Source organism: Isorropodon fossajaponicum endosymbiont JTNG4, assembly GCF_016592615.1.
GTDB lineage: Bacteria > Pseudomonadota > Gammaproteobacteria > PS1 > Pseudothioglobaceae > Ruthia.
In genome coordinates this window covers 465,280-480,195 of sequence record NZ_AP013043.1, presented here as the reverse complement: position 1 = coordinate 480,195, position 14,916 = coordinate 465,280, and the positions used below count along the sequence as shown (strand labels likewise).

Below are 14,916 nucleotides of genomic sequence, written 5' to 3'. Positions count from 1 at the left end.
TTTAATTGATGATTAATTTATTTATCTTTGGCTTAGGGGTGATGATTTTGTTCAGCAGTTGTTTAGCTCTATTAATTGCTTTATGCGAGGGGAATTTAACCAGCATTGTGCTTAACAAGCCACGTGCCTTGTCTTGTTGGTTAAGTTCTATATATACTTTAGCCAACTCAAACAAAGAGTTTGAAAACTTATAGTGCAATGGGTTTTGTTGTTGAAATGTAACAAAAGTATTTCTAGCATTGTAAAAATCATCTTTAGCTAAATAAGATTTGGCTAACCAATAGTGCACATCTGAGGTGTGATTATTATTCGGATAAGTAGCTAAATATTGTTTAAACAATTTAATGGCTTGGTCGTATTGATCCGTCACTAATAAGCTGCGCGCTTGCGTATAAATGCGCTTGGCTTTTTGATCATGCTCTCTGACTCTGAGCGTGGTTTTTACAATGGTGGCACTGGATTTTTGATAAGTGATTAAGTTAAACAGCTCTTTGATTTTTCCAGTGCTTATTTTTTGTTGTTGCTCTAAAAGCTCAATTTTGCCCAACAAGGCTTTGTTTTTACGCACCAACAAGCGCTTTGTTTTTTGATTGTGACCCATCACCACCTTGTCTGTATTAATGCCTGCACTGACAGGCTGCCAAGCAAAAATACTTAAAAAAGCAATCAAACTAAGGTGGTGCATTAATCTTTATTGATAAACAAACTCAACGCGTCTGTTTTTCTGCCATGCATCCTCATCGTGGTGCTGTAGTATGGGTTTTTCCTCGCCAAAACTAATAACTTCAACCCTTGAAGAAAGATCATACAGGCCTAAGATTTCTTTAACACTTAAAGCGCGGTTTTCACCCAGTGCTAGGTTGTATTCACGCGTGCCACGCTCATCTGCATGTCCTTCTAGGCGTAAATTTAGTGCTGGATTGTTGCGCATAAAGTTTGCATGTTTGATGATTTGCTTGGTTGAATCTTCATCAATCTCAGTGCCATCATAGTAAAAATACAAAACAAAACTAACGTCCGTGTTTCTAAAATCTGCTACGACAACTGGCTCAATAATGCTTGATGTGTCTACACCACTTCTAGAAAACCCTTGCGATTGAAAACTAGACTGATCTGCCTCAATAACATTTTCTTGTGTATTTTCCGTCCTATCTTCAATGGTAACCACGCTTGGCTTGGGTAATACTTTTTTATACAAATCATCTACGGATGAACATGACAACAACAACACTATTGTTGTTAGGGATATTAGTTTTAACATTTAACGCCTCCTATTTTAAATAATGTGACCAATTTGGCTCTCTAACTTCGCCTGCTTTACTAGCCAGTTCAAAGGTTTGACGACCCAATATTGAAACCACAGAAAGTACACCAGAGCTATCTTTATTAGTAGCAAAGATAATCATACCGCCATTTGGTGAAAAAAATGGTGATTCGTCTAATTGATTATTTGTCATAATAGTCAAATCCTTAGTGGCAATATCTAATAAGGCAATACGGTAATCTTTACCCACCCTATGCACCATAGCCAAGCTTTTACCATCAGGAGAAAAAACTGCTTTGGCATTATATCTGCCCTTAAAGGTTGCTCTGTTAATTTTACTGGTTTTTAAATCTTTAATATAAACTTGTACCTGTCCAGAACGATTGGAGGTAAACACAATTTTATCGCCCTCTGGTGAGTAACTTGCCTCAGTATCGATGCTTACATCTGTAGTCAGCCTTGTTAGTTTTTTAGAGGCTAATTGATAAGAATAAATATCCTTGTTGCCGTTTTTGGATAGCGTGAGCAAAAGGCTTTTACCATTTGGATGCCAAGATGGCGATGAGGCAATGCCATCAAAATAAGGCAATTTTTGTGTTTTTCGGCGTACAAATGGGTATTGGATGAACACCTCTGAACGGGCATTTCTAAAAGACACGTAAGCAATTTTATTTTGGTCAGGTGACCAAACGGGTGATAAAACAGGCTCTTTAGATTTTAAGATGGTTTGTGGATTTTGCGCATCAGAGTCTGATATTTCTAAACGATATTCACGCCCACCTTTGCCTTTATTAGTAACGGTAATATAAGCTAGGCGCGTATCAAAAGAGCCTCTTTCACCTAACAAAGCATGATAAATTTGATCAGACAAATAGTGTGCAATTCTTCTAATGCCACTATTGTGCACGGCAAATTTATCTTTATAGAGTGTTTTCTTAGAATAAACATCCAGTAATTCAATCTCAACATTGAAGACTTTTTTGCTGATTTTTTCTAGCTTGCCAAGCACAATAGCTTCAATTTTTTTTGCTTTCCATTTGTCAAAATTGGGCTTGTTATTAATCACATAATTTGCACCAGAGGCGCTAAATTCACCCGAGCGATTAAAGTTATCACGCATAACATGTGCAATAGTTTTGCCTTGGTTTGCATCACCCACAACAGAAAAATCAGAAATAACAATGGGGAAAGCATTTTCATCTTGTTTGAGAATGGTAACTTCTAATACTGCCCAAGCAAGGGTGGTATAAAGTGATAAAACAAAAACAAGCAGTTGCTTCATTCTTTTTCTTCTATCCAGTTCATTTGGATGGCTTCAAGGATTTTTTCGCCTGATTTATTTGCATCACCATCAAACTTATCCAGTGCAATCACCATCTGTCTAAGATCAACAAAATTAATAATATTAGGATTAACCTCTGGATGAGCCTCGTCTAAGGCCATCGCAATATCTAGGGAGTCTGTCCAATTCATAAAAAATACCTTAAATTAAATCTTAATTTTAACCAAACTAAGGTTTGGTATGGGTAAAAATTTAGTCGCTTTTTTTAAATCACACTCTACTCACATCTCGAACAAATTCGAGCGTCTTTAGCTGTACAAATACCTCATTTAATTGAGTGATATTTGCAACACTAATGACCATATTGAGTGATTTGATGGAATTGTCTTTTTCTTGAATCTCTAAGCGCTCAATATTGATGTTCATTTTTGAAATAACACTGGCAATAGAGGCAAGTGTACCTCTTTGGTTGGCAACATCAACATCAATCATGGCTTTAAATTCCTCGTCTTTATCTGCTTGCCAATCAATATCAAGCCATTGTGCATTTTTGCTCTTAGCACGAACCAAGTTAGCACAAATTACCCTGTGAATCACCATACCTTTAGAAGTGGTTAAAACACCAGTCACTTTATCGCCAGGGATGGGATGGCAACAATGTGCAAAACTAATGGCTTTACCTTGGGTTTTGTGAATACTAATTTTTTGCGTTGTGTGCTTGGCGTTATCGCCTTGCAACTTGTTCAGTGCAACTGATACTAAAATCTCAGACAATCCAATTTTCATATACATGTCTTCTTTAGAGTCGCAATTTAACGCTTTAAGGCATGCCAACCACTGAGCCTCATTAATGCCGTCGGTGTCTATATTTTGATAATCCAGCGCATTGATTAATAAATATTCCCCCAGTTGGATTAGTTCAGCAGCAGATTCGTTTTTAAGATATGCCTTGATTGAGGATCTGGCCTTTACAGTAATAACAATTTGTAACCAAGAAGACCTGGGTGTGGCCTTATCATCAGTGATAATTTCAATGGTTTGTCCTGATTTTAATTCAGTAGAAATGGGCGTGTTAACTTGGTCAACCTTGGCTTTAAGGGTGTGATTGCCAATACTAGTATGTACCATGTAGGCAAAATCAAGCACGGTTGATTTATAAGGTAGCTGAATAATATCCCCTTCAGGAGTAAAAACAAACACCTCGGAAGGGAACAAATCTGCTTTGGTTTCTTCTAAAAATTCAATAGAAGTGCCCGAATTTTTTTGAATATCAAGTAATGAGCCTAACCAGTTATTAGCCAATTCTGACTTATGATTAGAATCACTCTTATAGTGCCAATGTGCAGCAATGCCGTATTCTGAAATAAAATGCATGTCAGATGAGCGAATTTGCACTTCAATAAAAATCTTGTTAGGACCAAATAGCACTGTATGTAACGACTGATAGCCGTTTGATTTGGGTAGTGCCACATAATCTTTAAACTTGCCTGGTAATGGCTTATATAAATTATGAATAATGCCTAGAGCTTGATAGCATTGTGCCACATCAACCACAATAACCCTAAGTGCATACATGTCTAACACCTGAGAAAACTTCAAATGCTTGATTTTCATCTTTCTATAAATACTACAAGGTTGCTTTCTACGACCATTGATATCGGCATTAGGTATGCCTTCTTGGTTTAGTCGATTTTTTATTTCAGTTTGGATGTGACTGATGGTTTTCTTACGATTGCCACATTGTTTTTTAATTTGACTGAGCAAAACTTTATTACGAAACGGATAAATAATAGCAAAACACAAATTATCAAGCTCAACCCTAATACTATTAAGACCCAAGCGACGCGCTATGGGCGCATGTATTTCTACCGTTTCTTTGGCAATTCTAAGTTGCTTGTCTCGACGCATAGAGCCAAGTGTTTGCATATTGTGCAAACGATCCGCCAGTTTGATTACCATAACACGCATGTCATCACTCATGGCTAAAAACAACTTTCTAAAATTTTGTGCTTGCTTGTCTGTGTTTGAGTGAAATTCCAGCCCAGTTAGTTTGGACACTCCCTCTACAATGTGTGCAATTTCATCACCAAAATCACATTTAATTTGCTCGTAAGTGACTGAAGTATCCTCGATACAATCGTGCAATATTGCTGCCACAATACAATAATAGTCTAATTTTAACTCTGCCAAAATCATAGCAACTGATATGGGGTGAAATACATAGGCCTCGCCCGATTGTCGATATTGCCCATCATGCGCCATCGCTGCAACAGTGTAAGCCTGATAAACACCCTTAATTTGCTCTTTAGACATATAATTTTCTAGCGTATTACACAGCTCGCTAATTAGGACTCTTTTATCAGGTGAATTCATTCAATATAGTTAAATTTAAGGATAAATCTTTGCCATTATAATACAACCACACCAGTATAATGCCCTCACATACAATACCTTAAGTTATGAAAAAATTATTCATCATCCTACCTTTTTTAACATTATTACTTAATGGTTGTTCTTGGCAAGAAGAAGCCAAAAGAGAATCTATTACTAAAGGCTGGTCGCCAAAAACATTCTTTGCTCAAGCTAAAGAAGAGGCTTCATCAGGCTCAACGGACAAAGCCATTGCGCTTTTTGAACAGCTACAAGTAGCCTACCCTGGCTCAAAATATGCACTACGGTCTAAATTAGAAATCGCTTATGCATTGTATAAGAGCAAGGATTACAATCAAGCAATTGATCGCTTAAATAACTATATTAAGCTTTATCCAGAACACTTTTCAACCCCATATGCCTATTATTTACGTGGCGTTATTTCACAAGACAAATCTCGCTCATTTTTAGATGACTACCTTACTGATAGCGCCCAGCGCGATGTTAACTCAGTGCGTGATGCCTTTAACTACTATCTAGCACTGATTGATAAATTCCCCAAAACCGAGTATGCTGAAGAGGCCAAAACCCATTTAGTTATACTTAGAAATATTTTATCAAGACATGAGTTATTTGTAGCTATTTACTACACCAAAAGAGGGGCTAATATTGCTGCCATCAACCGCACTAAATTTATCATTGAAAAATATCCAAACACACCTTCAGTTCCTGCAGCACTACATTTAATAGCCTATAATTATGACGCTATTAGTGCAAACATACTGGCAAAAGATGCACGTCGCGTACTAAAGAGTAGCTACCCTTCGTACACACCACATTACTCTTTAGAAGACTAAAATTCTTAACCAGCTCCAATGAACAAACAAGAAAGAGCTTTCGCATTTAAGATTTCTTTAATCATGGCCACGCGTATGCTGGGCTTGTTTATGATTTTTCCTATATTTTCAGTTTATGCCAGTGAATATACCAGTACCACACCTTACTTAATAGGCTTGGCTATTGGCATTTATGGACTAACTCAGGCGTTATTACAAATTCCCTTTGGCTATTTATCAGACAAGTATGGTCGCAAACCCATGCTAATCATTGGTCTTGTTATCTTTTTTATTGGTAGTGTTGTGGCCGCCAACTCAACAGACATCATAGATATTGTTATTGGTAGGGCGCTGCAAGGTGCAGGTGCTATTTCAGCAGTATTGATGGCGTTTTTAGCAGATTTTGTTAGTGAAAATCAACGCTCCAAAGCCAATGCTTTTGTGGGTGTGCAAATAGGCGTAGCCTTTATGCTGGCCTTACTACTAGGCCCTATCATCAGTGTTAATCTAGGCATATCTGGTTTATTTTGGGTGATTGCTTTGCTCTCTGTTGTTGCACTGATTATTGTTAGTACCCTGCCCAACGCCAAACCTAAAGAGCAGTATGCTTTGTCAATTGCAAACATCAAAAAAGTAATCAATGTTGATTTACTACGGCTAGATTTTAGCGTCTTTGCGCTACATTTAATCCTAACTTGTGCTTTTATCGCCATGCCAATCTTTTTAAAAGAAAACAATATTGTTGATATTAAAGACAGTTGGCAAATGTATTTACCCATTATTATCTTGTCCTTTGTTGGTATGTTGCCAATGGTTATTCTAGCTTCCAAATATCAAAAAATTAAACCTGTATTTTTAAGCGCCATTGCACTGCTGATTATCAGTCAAATTTTGTTTTACCAAATGCAACTTACTTACACTTCATTTTTTATTCTCTTAACTTTATTCTTTATTGCTTTTAACGCATTAGAAGCCATTCTACCTTCACTCATAGCTTCAAGTGCAAGTGCTGATAAACGCGGTTTGGCAATGGGTTTTTACGCTACATCACAGTTTTTAGGTGCGTTCGTTGGTGGCATTGTTGGCGGATGGATTTACAACATATCTAATCTAAATAGTGTATTCTTATTCACCACATTTATTGCAATTATTTGGTGGATAATTATCCTAATAACAAAGCAAAAAATACCCATCAAACGGGCAACAGAAAATTAATCGGAGCAAAAAAAATGGCAGGAATCAACAAAGTAATTTTAGTAGGCAATTTAGGTCAAGATGTAGAATTGAAATACACCTCTGATGGTAGAGCAGTAACCACTTTATCCGTTGCAACCAGTGAAAGCTGGACAGATAAAAATACAGGACAAAAGGTTGATAAAACCGAGTGGCACCGTGTTAGTTTATTTGGCAAATTAGCTGAGATTGCTGGTCAATACCTACACAAAGGCTCCAAGGTTTACGTTGAAGGCAACCTAAGAACACGCAAATGGCAAGACCAAACTGGTGCTGACCGTTACATGACTGAAGTAGTTGTGTCTGGTTTTAATAGCACGTTACAAATGTTAGATCGTCACGATAATACTGATATGGGTGGCGCGCCCCAACCTCAACAATCAGCGCCTTCTGCACCTGTACCACAGCAACAAGCTGCAGTAGCACCAATCTCAGACCCTATCGCACCTGTTGATAATTCTGGGTTTGATGATGACATTCCTTTTTAAAAAATAAACATACACAACACCAATAAAAAACCCATTAAAACGGGTTTTTTATTGCATGCTCAAATGTGTTATTTATCTCGATTACTCCAATAATCAGCCTTGTTTGAAATCACCCAACGCACGCCACCCTTAGGATTTTCAACATCGTCTTTATATCTAGGAATCAAGTGCACATGCAAGTGCATAATGCTCTGCCCTGCTGCTTCACCATTATTCACACCAATGTTGTAACCATCTGGAGAAAACTCCTCATCAAGAATCAATTTGGCTTTTTGAATGGCTTTAGCAATCGCATTTTGCTCTTGTTCGGTAATATCAAAATAAGTAGCAACGTGTCTTTTAGGGATAATCAACGCATGCCCAGGAGAGGCAGGATAAGAGTCTAAAAACGTAATAGTTAAATCACACTGACCAATAATTCTTTCTTCACGCAATTGACAAAACAAGCAATCTGTATTCATTTTTTATTCCTAGGTTTAATGAGTATTTTAACCCAGACAAGCATTAATGAGCATAATGCTTGCAGCAAATCAGGCAATAAAAAACCAGCATAAAGCCGGTTTTACTACACAACTTAGATTTATTGAGTGTCTTCGGTTGATACTGAAGACTCGTCATTTTCTGTTTCAGCCGTTACTGGGATTGCTTGATTGTAGCCATAATTCCAAGGACTATTATTCATTGCTCCAAACGAATTAGGGTTGGTATTAAACCCACAAGGTCTAGTAGTGCCAGTGTCAAAACTAAACGGCTGACCATTGCTATTATTAAAAGGACTGAAGTTGTTATTAGTTCTAAACGGCGTAAAAGAATTATTATTGTTCCAAGGAGAGTTTCCCCAATTGTTACCACCCCATGGCGCGTTATTAAAGTTACCACCATTCCAAGGCGTGTTGTTGCCAAAATTCATTGGACTGTTGCTATTCCAATTATTACCCCAATTTGCAGTAGCATTAAGTGCCAATATTAGCAAGGAAACTGTTATTATTTTTTTCATACTTTTTCACTCCTTAATTATTAATTAATCGTTATTATAAACCTAATGCCTTACTTTTAGCGAAAAAAACCAGCAACTAATGCTGGTTTTTTAATCATAGCTTTTATGCTATCTTGCTGTTGGTACTACTGGTGTAGTCATGTTAGGTACAACGCCAGGTCCCCATGGGGTATTTGTATAACCATTGGGTGCGAAACCATAACCATTACGACCATAACTATAATAGTTGTTGTTGTTACTCCAACCATTGTTGTCAAACTCGTCAAACATATTGCCCATTTCTTCTGGATACCAACGAGGATCCCAAAAATCGTATGGGTTGTAGCCAAACATGCCATTATCTTCTTGATAGCCATAACCATTATGGTTGTTGCCCCAAGGGGTGTTGTTGCTGTTCCAAAATGCATTTGCACTTAGAGTGAATGCCAATAGCACTATTGCAAAAATCTTTTTCATTATCATATCTCCATTTATTTAATTCAATTTATATTATAACATAATGATATATTTATGCAAATTGGTCTTTAAGCAAAGCTAATATTTAAAAAGAGCGAGGATTACGTGAATATCGATAGTCAGCATAAGACTTTGACGACCCAAGGTTATTTATGATTGGTGCATGATTAGGGTTAGCAAACGACATGGCTGCGGGCGTTTCATACATCAAAGGCGTGGTATTATTTTCTGCTTGATATGCCTGATTAGGGGTTGGCATTTGATTCATATTAAAGCGTGAGGCATTGGTATTAAATGCTTGATTGTTATAGGGATAAGGGTAATTATAACGAGCGCTGTTATTATCCACCCTTTCCATCCAGTACATGGGTGTCCAAACTGGCCAATCGTTATTCTTATAACCAGAGCCATAACTGTTAAAGTCTAAAAATGCAGTTGCATTTAAACTTGTAATTAGCAATCCAAGTAATAATATCTTTTTCACCACACCCCTTACAATTTAGAACTTATTATATACTTGTATAATGCCAACCATGAATACAAAACAAATATTACAATCCCTTTTAGAGCAGCGAATTTTAGTACTTGATGGTGCTTGATTCAAAAGCATAAATTAACCGAGCAAGACTATCGTGGCGAGCGTTTTAAAGATTGGTATGTTTTGGTTCAAGGTAACAACGATTTACTCTCACTGACTCAGCCTCAAATTATTAAAGACATTCACAAAGACTACTTAAAAGTAGGTGCTGATATTATTGAAACCAATACTTTTAATGCAACGCGTACTTCCATGTCTGATTACAAAATGGAAGCATTGGCCTATGAAATTAACCTTGAAAGTGCCGAAATTGCATACCAAGTAGCAGATGAATTTTCAAGTGCTGAAAAGCCAAGATTTGTTGCTGGTGTTATTGGTCCAACTTCACGCACTTGTTCACTCTCGCCAGATGTCAACGACCCTGGGTTTAGAAACGTCACCTTTGATGAGTTGGTTGATGTTTATATAGAATCTACTCGTGGCTTGATTAAAGGTGGTGCGGATATTATTCTGATTGAAACCATCTTTGATACACTCAACGCCAAAGCTGCTATCTTTGCGGTTGAACAAGTCTTTGAAGACGACAATGTCGAATTACCAATCATGATTTCTAGCACCATTACTGATACCTCTGGTCGCGCACCCTGTCTGGGCAAAGGCAAATCATCATCTGCACTGGGCATGATTTGCCGTGCACTGGGTTATGGAATGAACATTGGCATTGCCAAGTTTTTAAAAGGCACGCAAGACACAGGCGAAGATATATTTCTAGCCAAACAACCCAACGTACAAACCGCACTGATGAAAACAGGTTTTACTTGGGACACTCAAGACAAAGCATTTGACACTAAAATAGCTGTTAAAACTTGGTCTGAAGCTGGAAAATATCTAACCAATCAATCCATTGACTTGGTGGTTTTAGATGAACTTACTTACATGATTAATTATAAATATCTTGATGAGCAAAAAATTCTTGACGTTTTAGCCGATCGCCCAAAAAATCAACATGTGATTATCACAGGTAGAGCGGCTAGCTAAAATTTAGTCAAACTTGCTGACACAGTAAGTGAAGTTAAAGACATTAAACACGCTTTTAGGGCAAATATTAAAGCCCAAAAAGACATAGACCTCTAATCATAAAGCTTACCTAGATTGAAATCTTAGGTGTTTTCAATCATAAACTGTAAAGCTTGATGCAAGTATTCTACCGGCACAATTTTTAGCCCTTTAAGTATTTTTTTAGGCGCATTCCCCTTGGGTATAATCGCTACTTTAAAGCCATGTTTTTGCGCTTCTGACAAACGCTCAATGCCGTTATAAACTGGACGCACTTCGCCCGTTAAACCCACCTCACCAAAAGCAACCCAATCTTTGGGAATAACCTTATCCCGCAAGCTAGACATAATTGCCAACATGACCACCAAATCTGAGGCAGTCTCATTCATCTTAATACCACCAACCACATTAACAAATACATCTTGATCGTGAGTTGCAATGCCACCATGCTTATGTAGTACTGCAAGTTGCAAAGCCAAACGATTTTGATCCAAACCAACACATACACGCTTAGAATTGCCACTGGCAGTATCTACCAATGCTTGTATTTCAATCATCAGTGGTCGAGTTGCCTCACGTGTTACCATCACCATAGAGCCTGGTGAAGGCTTGGCTGAGTTTGATAAAAATATTGCTGATGGATTCTCAACCTGTTGTAAGCCTGCCTCGCTCATCACAAAAATACTAATTTCATTCACTGCACCAAAACGGTTTTTTACCGCACGGATAATACGGTAACGCCCACCTGCATCCCCTTCAAAATAAAGCACCGTGTCTACCATATGCTCAAGAATTCTTGGACCTGCTAACACACCATCTTTAGTAACATGGCCAATCATTAAAAGAATGGTATTGGTTTGCTTGGCGAATTGAGTCAGTTGTGCAGCACAATCACGCACTTGTGTTACCGAGCCTGGTACCGAAGTAGAGCCATCTGTTACCATGGTTTGAATAGAATCAATGACAATAACTTTGGGTTGTACTGCTTTAGCAAGTGTGATGATTTTTTCCAAATGCGTTTCACTCAGCAAAAGAATGTCCTCTTTAATACCAAGGCGCAACGCCCTGTCGCTGATTTGGTCAGCCGATTCCTCGCCACTCACATACAAAGTTGTGTGCTTTTGATTAATTTTAGCAACCGCTTGCAAAATCAAAGTTGATTTGCCAATACCAGGGTCACCACCAATCAACACCACCGAGCCATCAACCAAGCCACCACCCAAAGTACGGTCAAGCTCACTTAGCCCCGTTGAAAGTCTAACCTTATTTTCTGATTTGATATCAGATAAATTTTGAACTTTAGAGGCAGGAAGGTCTTGCAAAATTGTAGATTTTGATGGCGCAGTTTGCAACAACACAATCTCTTCTAGCGTATTCCAAGATTTACAATCTAAGCACTGCCCTGCCCATTGATGATGCGAAGAACCGCATTCACGACAGACAAATTCAACTTTTGTTTTTGCCATTATTCTAACGCACCTTTGTCAAGCAACAATTGATAAATTTATTGTGCCATTAATTGATAACCTACACCCACTCGCCAATCTTAGTACAAGGCACTTTTCACGATCAGCTTGGCTCATTAATTTACGCTCAATGCTCGCAATAGAGGTTTCAATTTGCGAGGTTTAAACGGGGCGTTTTTCTAAGGCTTTCAACAAACCAGAGCGCAGTTTATCTTCATCAAAAGCCTCCCTAGAGTCATCACTTTTAATCAAGCGTGGTAGGTTAAGATCAACCGTTTCACGCGTTGAATAACGTTCACCACAAGAAGTGCACTCACGACGACGACGTACTTGAGAGCCATCATCAATCAAACGTGTGTCTAATACTTTAAGTATCATCAGATTGGCAAAATGGACAACGCATATAGGCTTAATCTAGTTATAAACTGGGTGCTTAGCACAAAGGCTAGTGACTTTTTCTCTAACCTTGTCAATCACAGCCTCATTCTCTAAATCATCACAAATATCACACATCCACGTAGCTAAATCGGCACAATCATTTTCATTAAAACCACGCGTTGTCACTGCTGGCGTGCCCACGCGAATACCACTGGTTACAAAAGGGGATTGTGGGTCATTTGGCACGGCATTCATATTAACTGTAATATATGCACTACCTAAGGCAGTATCTACTGCTTTACCTGTTAATCCTTGGTCAATAAAACTTACTAAAAATAAATGGTCATCCGTACCACCTGACACCACATCAAACCCACGCTTAATAAATGTATTGGCCATCACTTGTGCATTAATCTTTACTTGCTTTTGATAAGCCTTATATTCATCACTCATTGCCTCTTTAAAACTCACCGCCTTAGCAGCAATAATATGCATCAGTGGTCCACCTTGAATACCAGGGAAAATAGCAGAATTAAGTTTCTTCTCAATTACCTCATTAGCCTTAGCCAAAATTAAACCGCCACGAGGACCGCGAAGTGTTTTATGCGTGGTTGTTGTGGTTACATCTGCAATTGCCACTGGCGATGGATACTCACCCGTTGCTATCAAACCTGCAACATGCGCCATATCAACCATTAAATAAGCGCTAACAGCATCTGCAATTTCTCTAAAACGCTGCCAATCAACCACACGTGAATACGCCGAAAAACCAGCAATAATCATTTTAGGCTTATGCTCTTTTGCTAAAGCCTCAACTTGCTCATAATCAATTTCACCCGTTTTTTCATTCAAGCCATACTGAATGGCATTAAAGTTTTTACCCGAAAACGAAGGCGCAGCACCATGCGTCAAATGCCCGCCATGTGCCAAACTCATGCCTAAAATTGTATCTCCGGGCACTAACAATGCCTGAAAAACTGCAGCATTCGCCTGAGAACCAGAATGTGGCTGAACATTCGCATAATCCGCACCAAATAATGCCTTAGCACGGTTAATCGCTAATTGTTCAACTGTGTCAACATGCTCGCATCCACCGTAATAACGCTTTTTAGGATAGCCCTCAGCATACTTATTCGTCAATTGCGAGCCTTGCGCCTCCATCACTGCAGGTGAGGTGTAGTTTTCACTGGCAATTAACTCAATATGCGCCTCTTGGCGAGCCTCTTCTAGTGCAATCGCCTGATGAATTTCAGTATCTACTTTAGCTAACGTTTGAGATTTATCGAACATAGTTTTCCTCGTCATATAATGTTTAAAATTTTAGCGATTTATTTTAACGCACAAACCCAAATAAAGAATAAATTATCACTCAAATATTACCACTTTTAACCAATCAACTTGGATTTAGTGTAACGGCCTAACCTACTTGGACACATTTCAAGCCGCTTTTTTCAATTCAGCCATCTTTTGAGCAGGTGTTAAATACCCAATCGCTGAATGAATCCTTTTGTAATTATACAAGTAGATATAACCCTCTACATTTTGCACGACTTCACTATGATTTGCAAAACTTTGATAATTTAATCTCTCAGTCTTCAGACTTCTAAAGAAACGCTCCATGACCGCATTATCCCAACAATTACCTCGCCTGCTCATGCTTTGAGTAATGTTGTTCTTGTTGCAATAATCAATAAAAACTTTAGAAGAGTATTGAGTCCCTTGATCAGAGTGGAACATGTGTTTATTTGTATTGGGCTGGTGTCTAGACACAGCATTACTAAGCGCATCCTTTGCCAACTGAGCATTAGGCTGTTTTGACAATGCCCAACCAACAACTTGTCTTGAGCCTAAATCCAACACACTGGCTAAATAACTCCCACCTTGATAGGTTTTGATATAGGTAATATCACCAACCCAATGCGTATTAATTGATTGCTGCTCAAACACACGATTTAATAGGTTTTTTGCCTTTTTAAACATCAATCTAGTATTAGGGTAATAATGACGCTTTCTTGGGCGTATGGCAACTACATTGGCTTTTTTCATTAGCGTTGCAGTTTGGTAAATACCAATGTTATAACCTTGGTTATTCAAAACTACTCGCATTCTGCGTTTGCCATAGGTGTATCCAACTTCAATAGCAGTTTGTTTGATTAATTTAATCATAGCGTTGGTGTTGTTGTTTACTCGCTTATCTTTGACTTGATAGTAATAACTACTGCGAGGAAGTTTGAGTAATGCTCATAATTCTTTAGTATTGTATTGTTGGCAAGCCTTGTTTATCTTGATAATCATATCACTTGGTGATTGTCCACAGCGAACAAGGCTGTTGCCTTTTTTAAGATTTCATTGTCCCTTTGTGCGCGCCAAAGTTGTTTCTCAAGCAGTTGTATTGTTTGTTGTTCAGAAGTCAGCGCTTTGCCTGACTCTGGTGTTTGTCCACCAAGCTCTGCTAGGTATTGTTTTCTCCATCTGCTAACTGCTGAGGAGCAAGCTCCTGATATTATCATGATTTTTTTTATTGGTGTAATTCTCATGCACCATGAGTTTGG

The 14,916-nt window shown here is 38.2% G+C and carries 14 protein-coding genes and 3 pseudogenes; 4 read left to right on the top strand and 13 right to left on the bottom strand.

The window, feature by feature from the left end; all coding sequences use genetic code 11:
• Nucleotide 1 precedes the first annotated feature (1 nt).
• From CVFO_RS02780 to CVFO_RS02760, 5 genes are all read right to left on the bottom strand, one after another.
• Complete coding sequence (locus CVFO_RS02780) at nucleotides 2-685, bottom strand: tetratricopeptide repeat protein (protein ID WP_201340086.1); 684 nt, start codon at nucleotides 683-685, stop codon at nucleotides 2-4.
• Between the two features lie 6 nt (nucleotides 686-691).
• Nucleotides 692-1,261: an OmpA family protein gene (locus tag CVFO_RS02775; RefSeq protein ID WP_201340085.1), complete on the bottom strand. Its 570-nt coding sequence runs from the start codon at nucleotides 1,259-1,261 to the stop codon at nucleotides 692-694.
• Between the two features lie 10 nt (nucleotides 1,262-1,271).
• Nucleotides 1,272-2,546: a Tol-Pal system beta propeller repeat protein TolB gene (gene tolB / locus CVFO_RS02770; protein WP_201340084.1), complete on the bottom strand. Its 1,275-nt coding sequence runs from the start codon at nucleotides 2,544-2,546 to the stop codon at nucleotides 1,272-1,274.
• Complete coding sequence (gene iscX / locus CVFO_RS02765; RefSeq protein WP_201340083.1) at nucleotides 2,543-2,737, bottom strand: Fe-S cluster assembly protein IscX; 195 nt, start codon at nucleotides 2,735-2,737, stop codon at nucleotides 2,543-2,545. Before iscX ends, tolB begins: the two co-directional genes overlap by 4 nt.
• A 79-nt stretch (nucleotides 2,738-2,816) precedes the next feature.
• Nucleotides 2,817-4,859 (bottom strand): RelA/SpoT family protein, encoded by a 2,043-nt coding sequence (locus CVFO_RS02760; RefSeq protein WP_342591027.1) that lies wholly within the window; start codon nucleotides 4,857-4,859, stop codon nucleotides 2,817-2,819.
• A 146-nt stretch (nucleotides 4,860-5,005) separates the two neighbouring features.
• Here CVFO_RS02760 and CVFO_RS02755 point away from each other — a divergent pair, with 146 nt between their 5' ends.
• From CVFO_RS02755 to ssb, 3 genes are read left to right on the top strand one after another with little or no spacing between them, the layout of a single operon-like run.
• Nucleotides 5,006-5,773, top strand: coding sequence for an outer membrane protein assembly factor BamD (locus CVFO_RS02755; RefSeq protein WP_201340081.1), 768 nt, complete (start codon nucleotides 5,006-5,008; stop codon nucleotides 5,771-5,773).
• An 18-nt stretch (nucleotides 5,774-5,791) separates the two neighbouring features.
• A complete protein-coding gene (locus tag CVFO_RS02750; protein ID WP_201340080.1) occupies nucleotides 5,792-6,967 on the top strand; it encodes an MFS transporter in 1,176 nt (391 codons plus the stop codon).
• A gap of 14 nt (nucleotides 6,968-6,981) precedes the next feature.
• On the top strand, nucleotides 6,982-7,473 hold the full coding sequence (gene ssb / locus CVFO_RS02745; protein WP_201340079.1) for a single-stranded DNA-binding protein: 492 nt from the start codon (nucleotides 6,982-6,984) through the stop codon (nucleotides 7,471-7,473).
• Nucleotides 7,474-7,541: 68 nt separating this feature from the next.
• Here the strand turns inward: ssb and CVFO_RS02740 are convergent, their stop codons facing one another.
• The 4 genes from CVFO_RS02740 to CVFO_RS02725 all read right to left on the bottom strand — a co-directional run bounded on the left by CVFO_RS02740 (nucleotide 7,542) and on the right by CVFO_RS02725 (nucleotide 9,386).
• Nucleotides 7,542-7,934 (bottom strand): HIT family protein, encoded by a 393-nt coding sequence (locus CVFO_RS02740; protein WP_201340078.1) that lies wholly within the window; start codon nucleotides 7,932-7,934, stop codon nucleotides 7,542-7,544.
• Between the two features lie 119 nt (nucleotides 7,935-8,053).
• Nucleotides 8,054-8,470, bottom strand: a complete 417-nt coding sequence (locus CVFO_RS02735; RefSeq protein ID WP_201340077.1) for a hypothetical protein — start codon at nucleotides 8,468-8,470, stop codon at nucleotides 8,054-8,056.
• 108 nt (nucleotides 8,471-8,578) lie between these two features.
• Nucleotides 8,579-8,926 (bottom strand): hypothetical protein, encoded by a 348-nt coding sequence (locus tag CVFO_RS02730; RefSeq protein WP_201340076.1) that lies wholly within the window; start codon nucleotides 8,924-8,926, stop codon nucleotides 8,579-8,581.
• Between the two features lie 85 nt (nucleotides 8,927-9,011).
• Nucleotides 9,012-9,386 carry a hypothetical protein gene (locus CVFO_RS02725; RefSeq protein ID WP_225879307.1) on the bottom strand — a complete coding sequence of 125 codons (375 nt, stop codon included), beginning with the start codon at nucleotides 9,384-9,386 and terminating at the stop codon, nucleotides 9,012-9,014.
• Nucleotides 9,387-9,521: 135 nt separating this feature from the next.
• On the opposite strand from CVFO_RS02725, the pseudogene cobO reads away from it, so the two are divergent.
• Nucleotides 9,522-10,598, top strand: a pseudogene (gene cobO, locus CVFO_RS02720) (cob(I)yrinic acid a,c-diamide adenosyltransferase).
• A 26-nt stretch (nucleotides 10,599-10,624) separates the two neighbouring features.
• Here the strand turns inward: cobO and radA are convergent.
• From radA to CVFO_RS02700, 4 genes and pseudogenes are all read right to left on the bottom strand, one after another.
• Nucleotides 10,625-11,986: a DNA repair protein RadA gene (gene radA, locus CVFO_RS02715; protein WP_201340074.1), complete on the bottom strand. Its 1,362-nt coding sequence runs from the start codon at nucleotides 11,984-11,986 to the stop codon at nucleotides 10,625-10,627.
• A 96-nt stretch (nucleotides 11,987-12,082) separates the two neighbouring features.
• Nucleotides 12,083-12,389, bottom strand: a pseudogene (nrdR, locus tag CVFO_RS02710) (transcriptional regulator NrdR); the annotation flags it as partial.
• Between the two features lie 11 nt (nucleotides 12,390-12,400).
• Nucleotides 12,401-13,654, bottom strand: coding sequence for a serine hydroxymethyltransferase (gene glyA / locus CVFO_RS02705; RefSeq protein WP_201340073.1), 1,254 nt, complete (start codon nucleotides 13,652-13,654; stop codon nucleotides 12,401-12,403).
• Nucleotides 13,655-13,801: 147 nt separating this feature from the next.
• Nucleotides 13,802-14,908 (bottom strand): annotated as a pseudogene (locus CVFO_RS02700) (IS3 family transposase).
• Nucleotides 14,909-14,916: the final 8 nt, after the last annotated feature.

What these genes read in the sequence shown, in the direction of transcription:
- CVFO_RS02780 (WP_201340086.1), bottom strand. Translation starts at nt 685, where the DNA reads ATGCACCACCTTAGTTTGATTGCTTTTTTAAGTATTTTTGCTTGGCAG.
- CVFO_RS02775 (WP_201340085.1), bottom strand. Translation starts at nt 1,261, where the DNA reads ATGTTAAAACTAATATCCCTAACAACAATAGTGTTGTTGTTGTCATGT.
- tolB (WP_201340084.1), bottom strand. Translation starts at nt 2,546, where the DNA reads ATGAAGCAACTGCTTGTTTTTGTTTTATCACTTTATACCACCCTTGCT.
- iscX (WP_201340083.1), bottom strand. Translation starts at nt 2,737, where the DNA reads ATGAATTGGACAGACTCCCTAGATATTGCGATGGCCTTAGACGAGGCT.
- CVFO_RS02760 (WP_342591027.1), bottom strand. Translation starts at nt 4,859, where the DNA reads ATGTCTAAAGAGCAAATTAAGGGTGTTTATCAGGCTTACACTGTTGCA.
- CVFO_RS02755 (WP_201340081.1), top strand. Translation starts at nt 5,006, where the DNA reads ATGAAAAAATTATTCATCATCCTACCTTTTTTAACATTATTACTTAAT.
- CVFO_RS02750 (WP_201340080.1), top strand. Translation starts at nt 5,792, where the DNA reads ATGAACAAACAAGAAAGAGCTTTCGCATTTAAGATTTCTTTAATCATG.
- ssb (WP_201340079.1), top strand. Translation starts at nt 6,982, where the DNA reads ATGGCAGGAATCAACAAAGTAATTTTAGTAGGCAATTTAGGTCAAGAT.
- CVFO_RS02740 (WP_201340078.1), bottom strand. Translation starts at nt 7,934, where the DNA reads ATGAATACAGATTGCTTGTTTTGTCAATTGCGTGAAGAAAGAATTATT.
- CVFO_RS02735 (WP_201340077.1), bottom strand. Translation starts at nt 8,470, where the DNA reads ATGAAAAAAATAATAACAGTTTCCTTGCTAATATTGGCACTTAATGCT.
- CVFO_RS02730 (WP_201340076.1), bottom strand. Translation starts at nt 8,926, where the DNA reads ATGAAAAAGATTTTTGCAATAGTGCTATTGGCATTCACTCTAAGTGCA.
- radA (WP_201340074.1), bottom strand. Translation starts at nt 11,986, where the DNA reads ATGGCAAAAACAAAAGTTGAATTTGTCTGTCGTGAATGCGGTTCTTCG.
- glyA (WP_201340073.1), bottom strand. Translation starts at nt 13,654, where the DNA reads ATGTTCGATAAATCTCAAACGTTAGCTAAAGTAGATACTGAAATTCAT.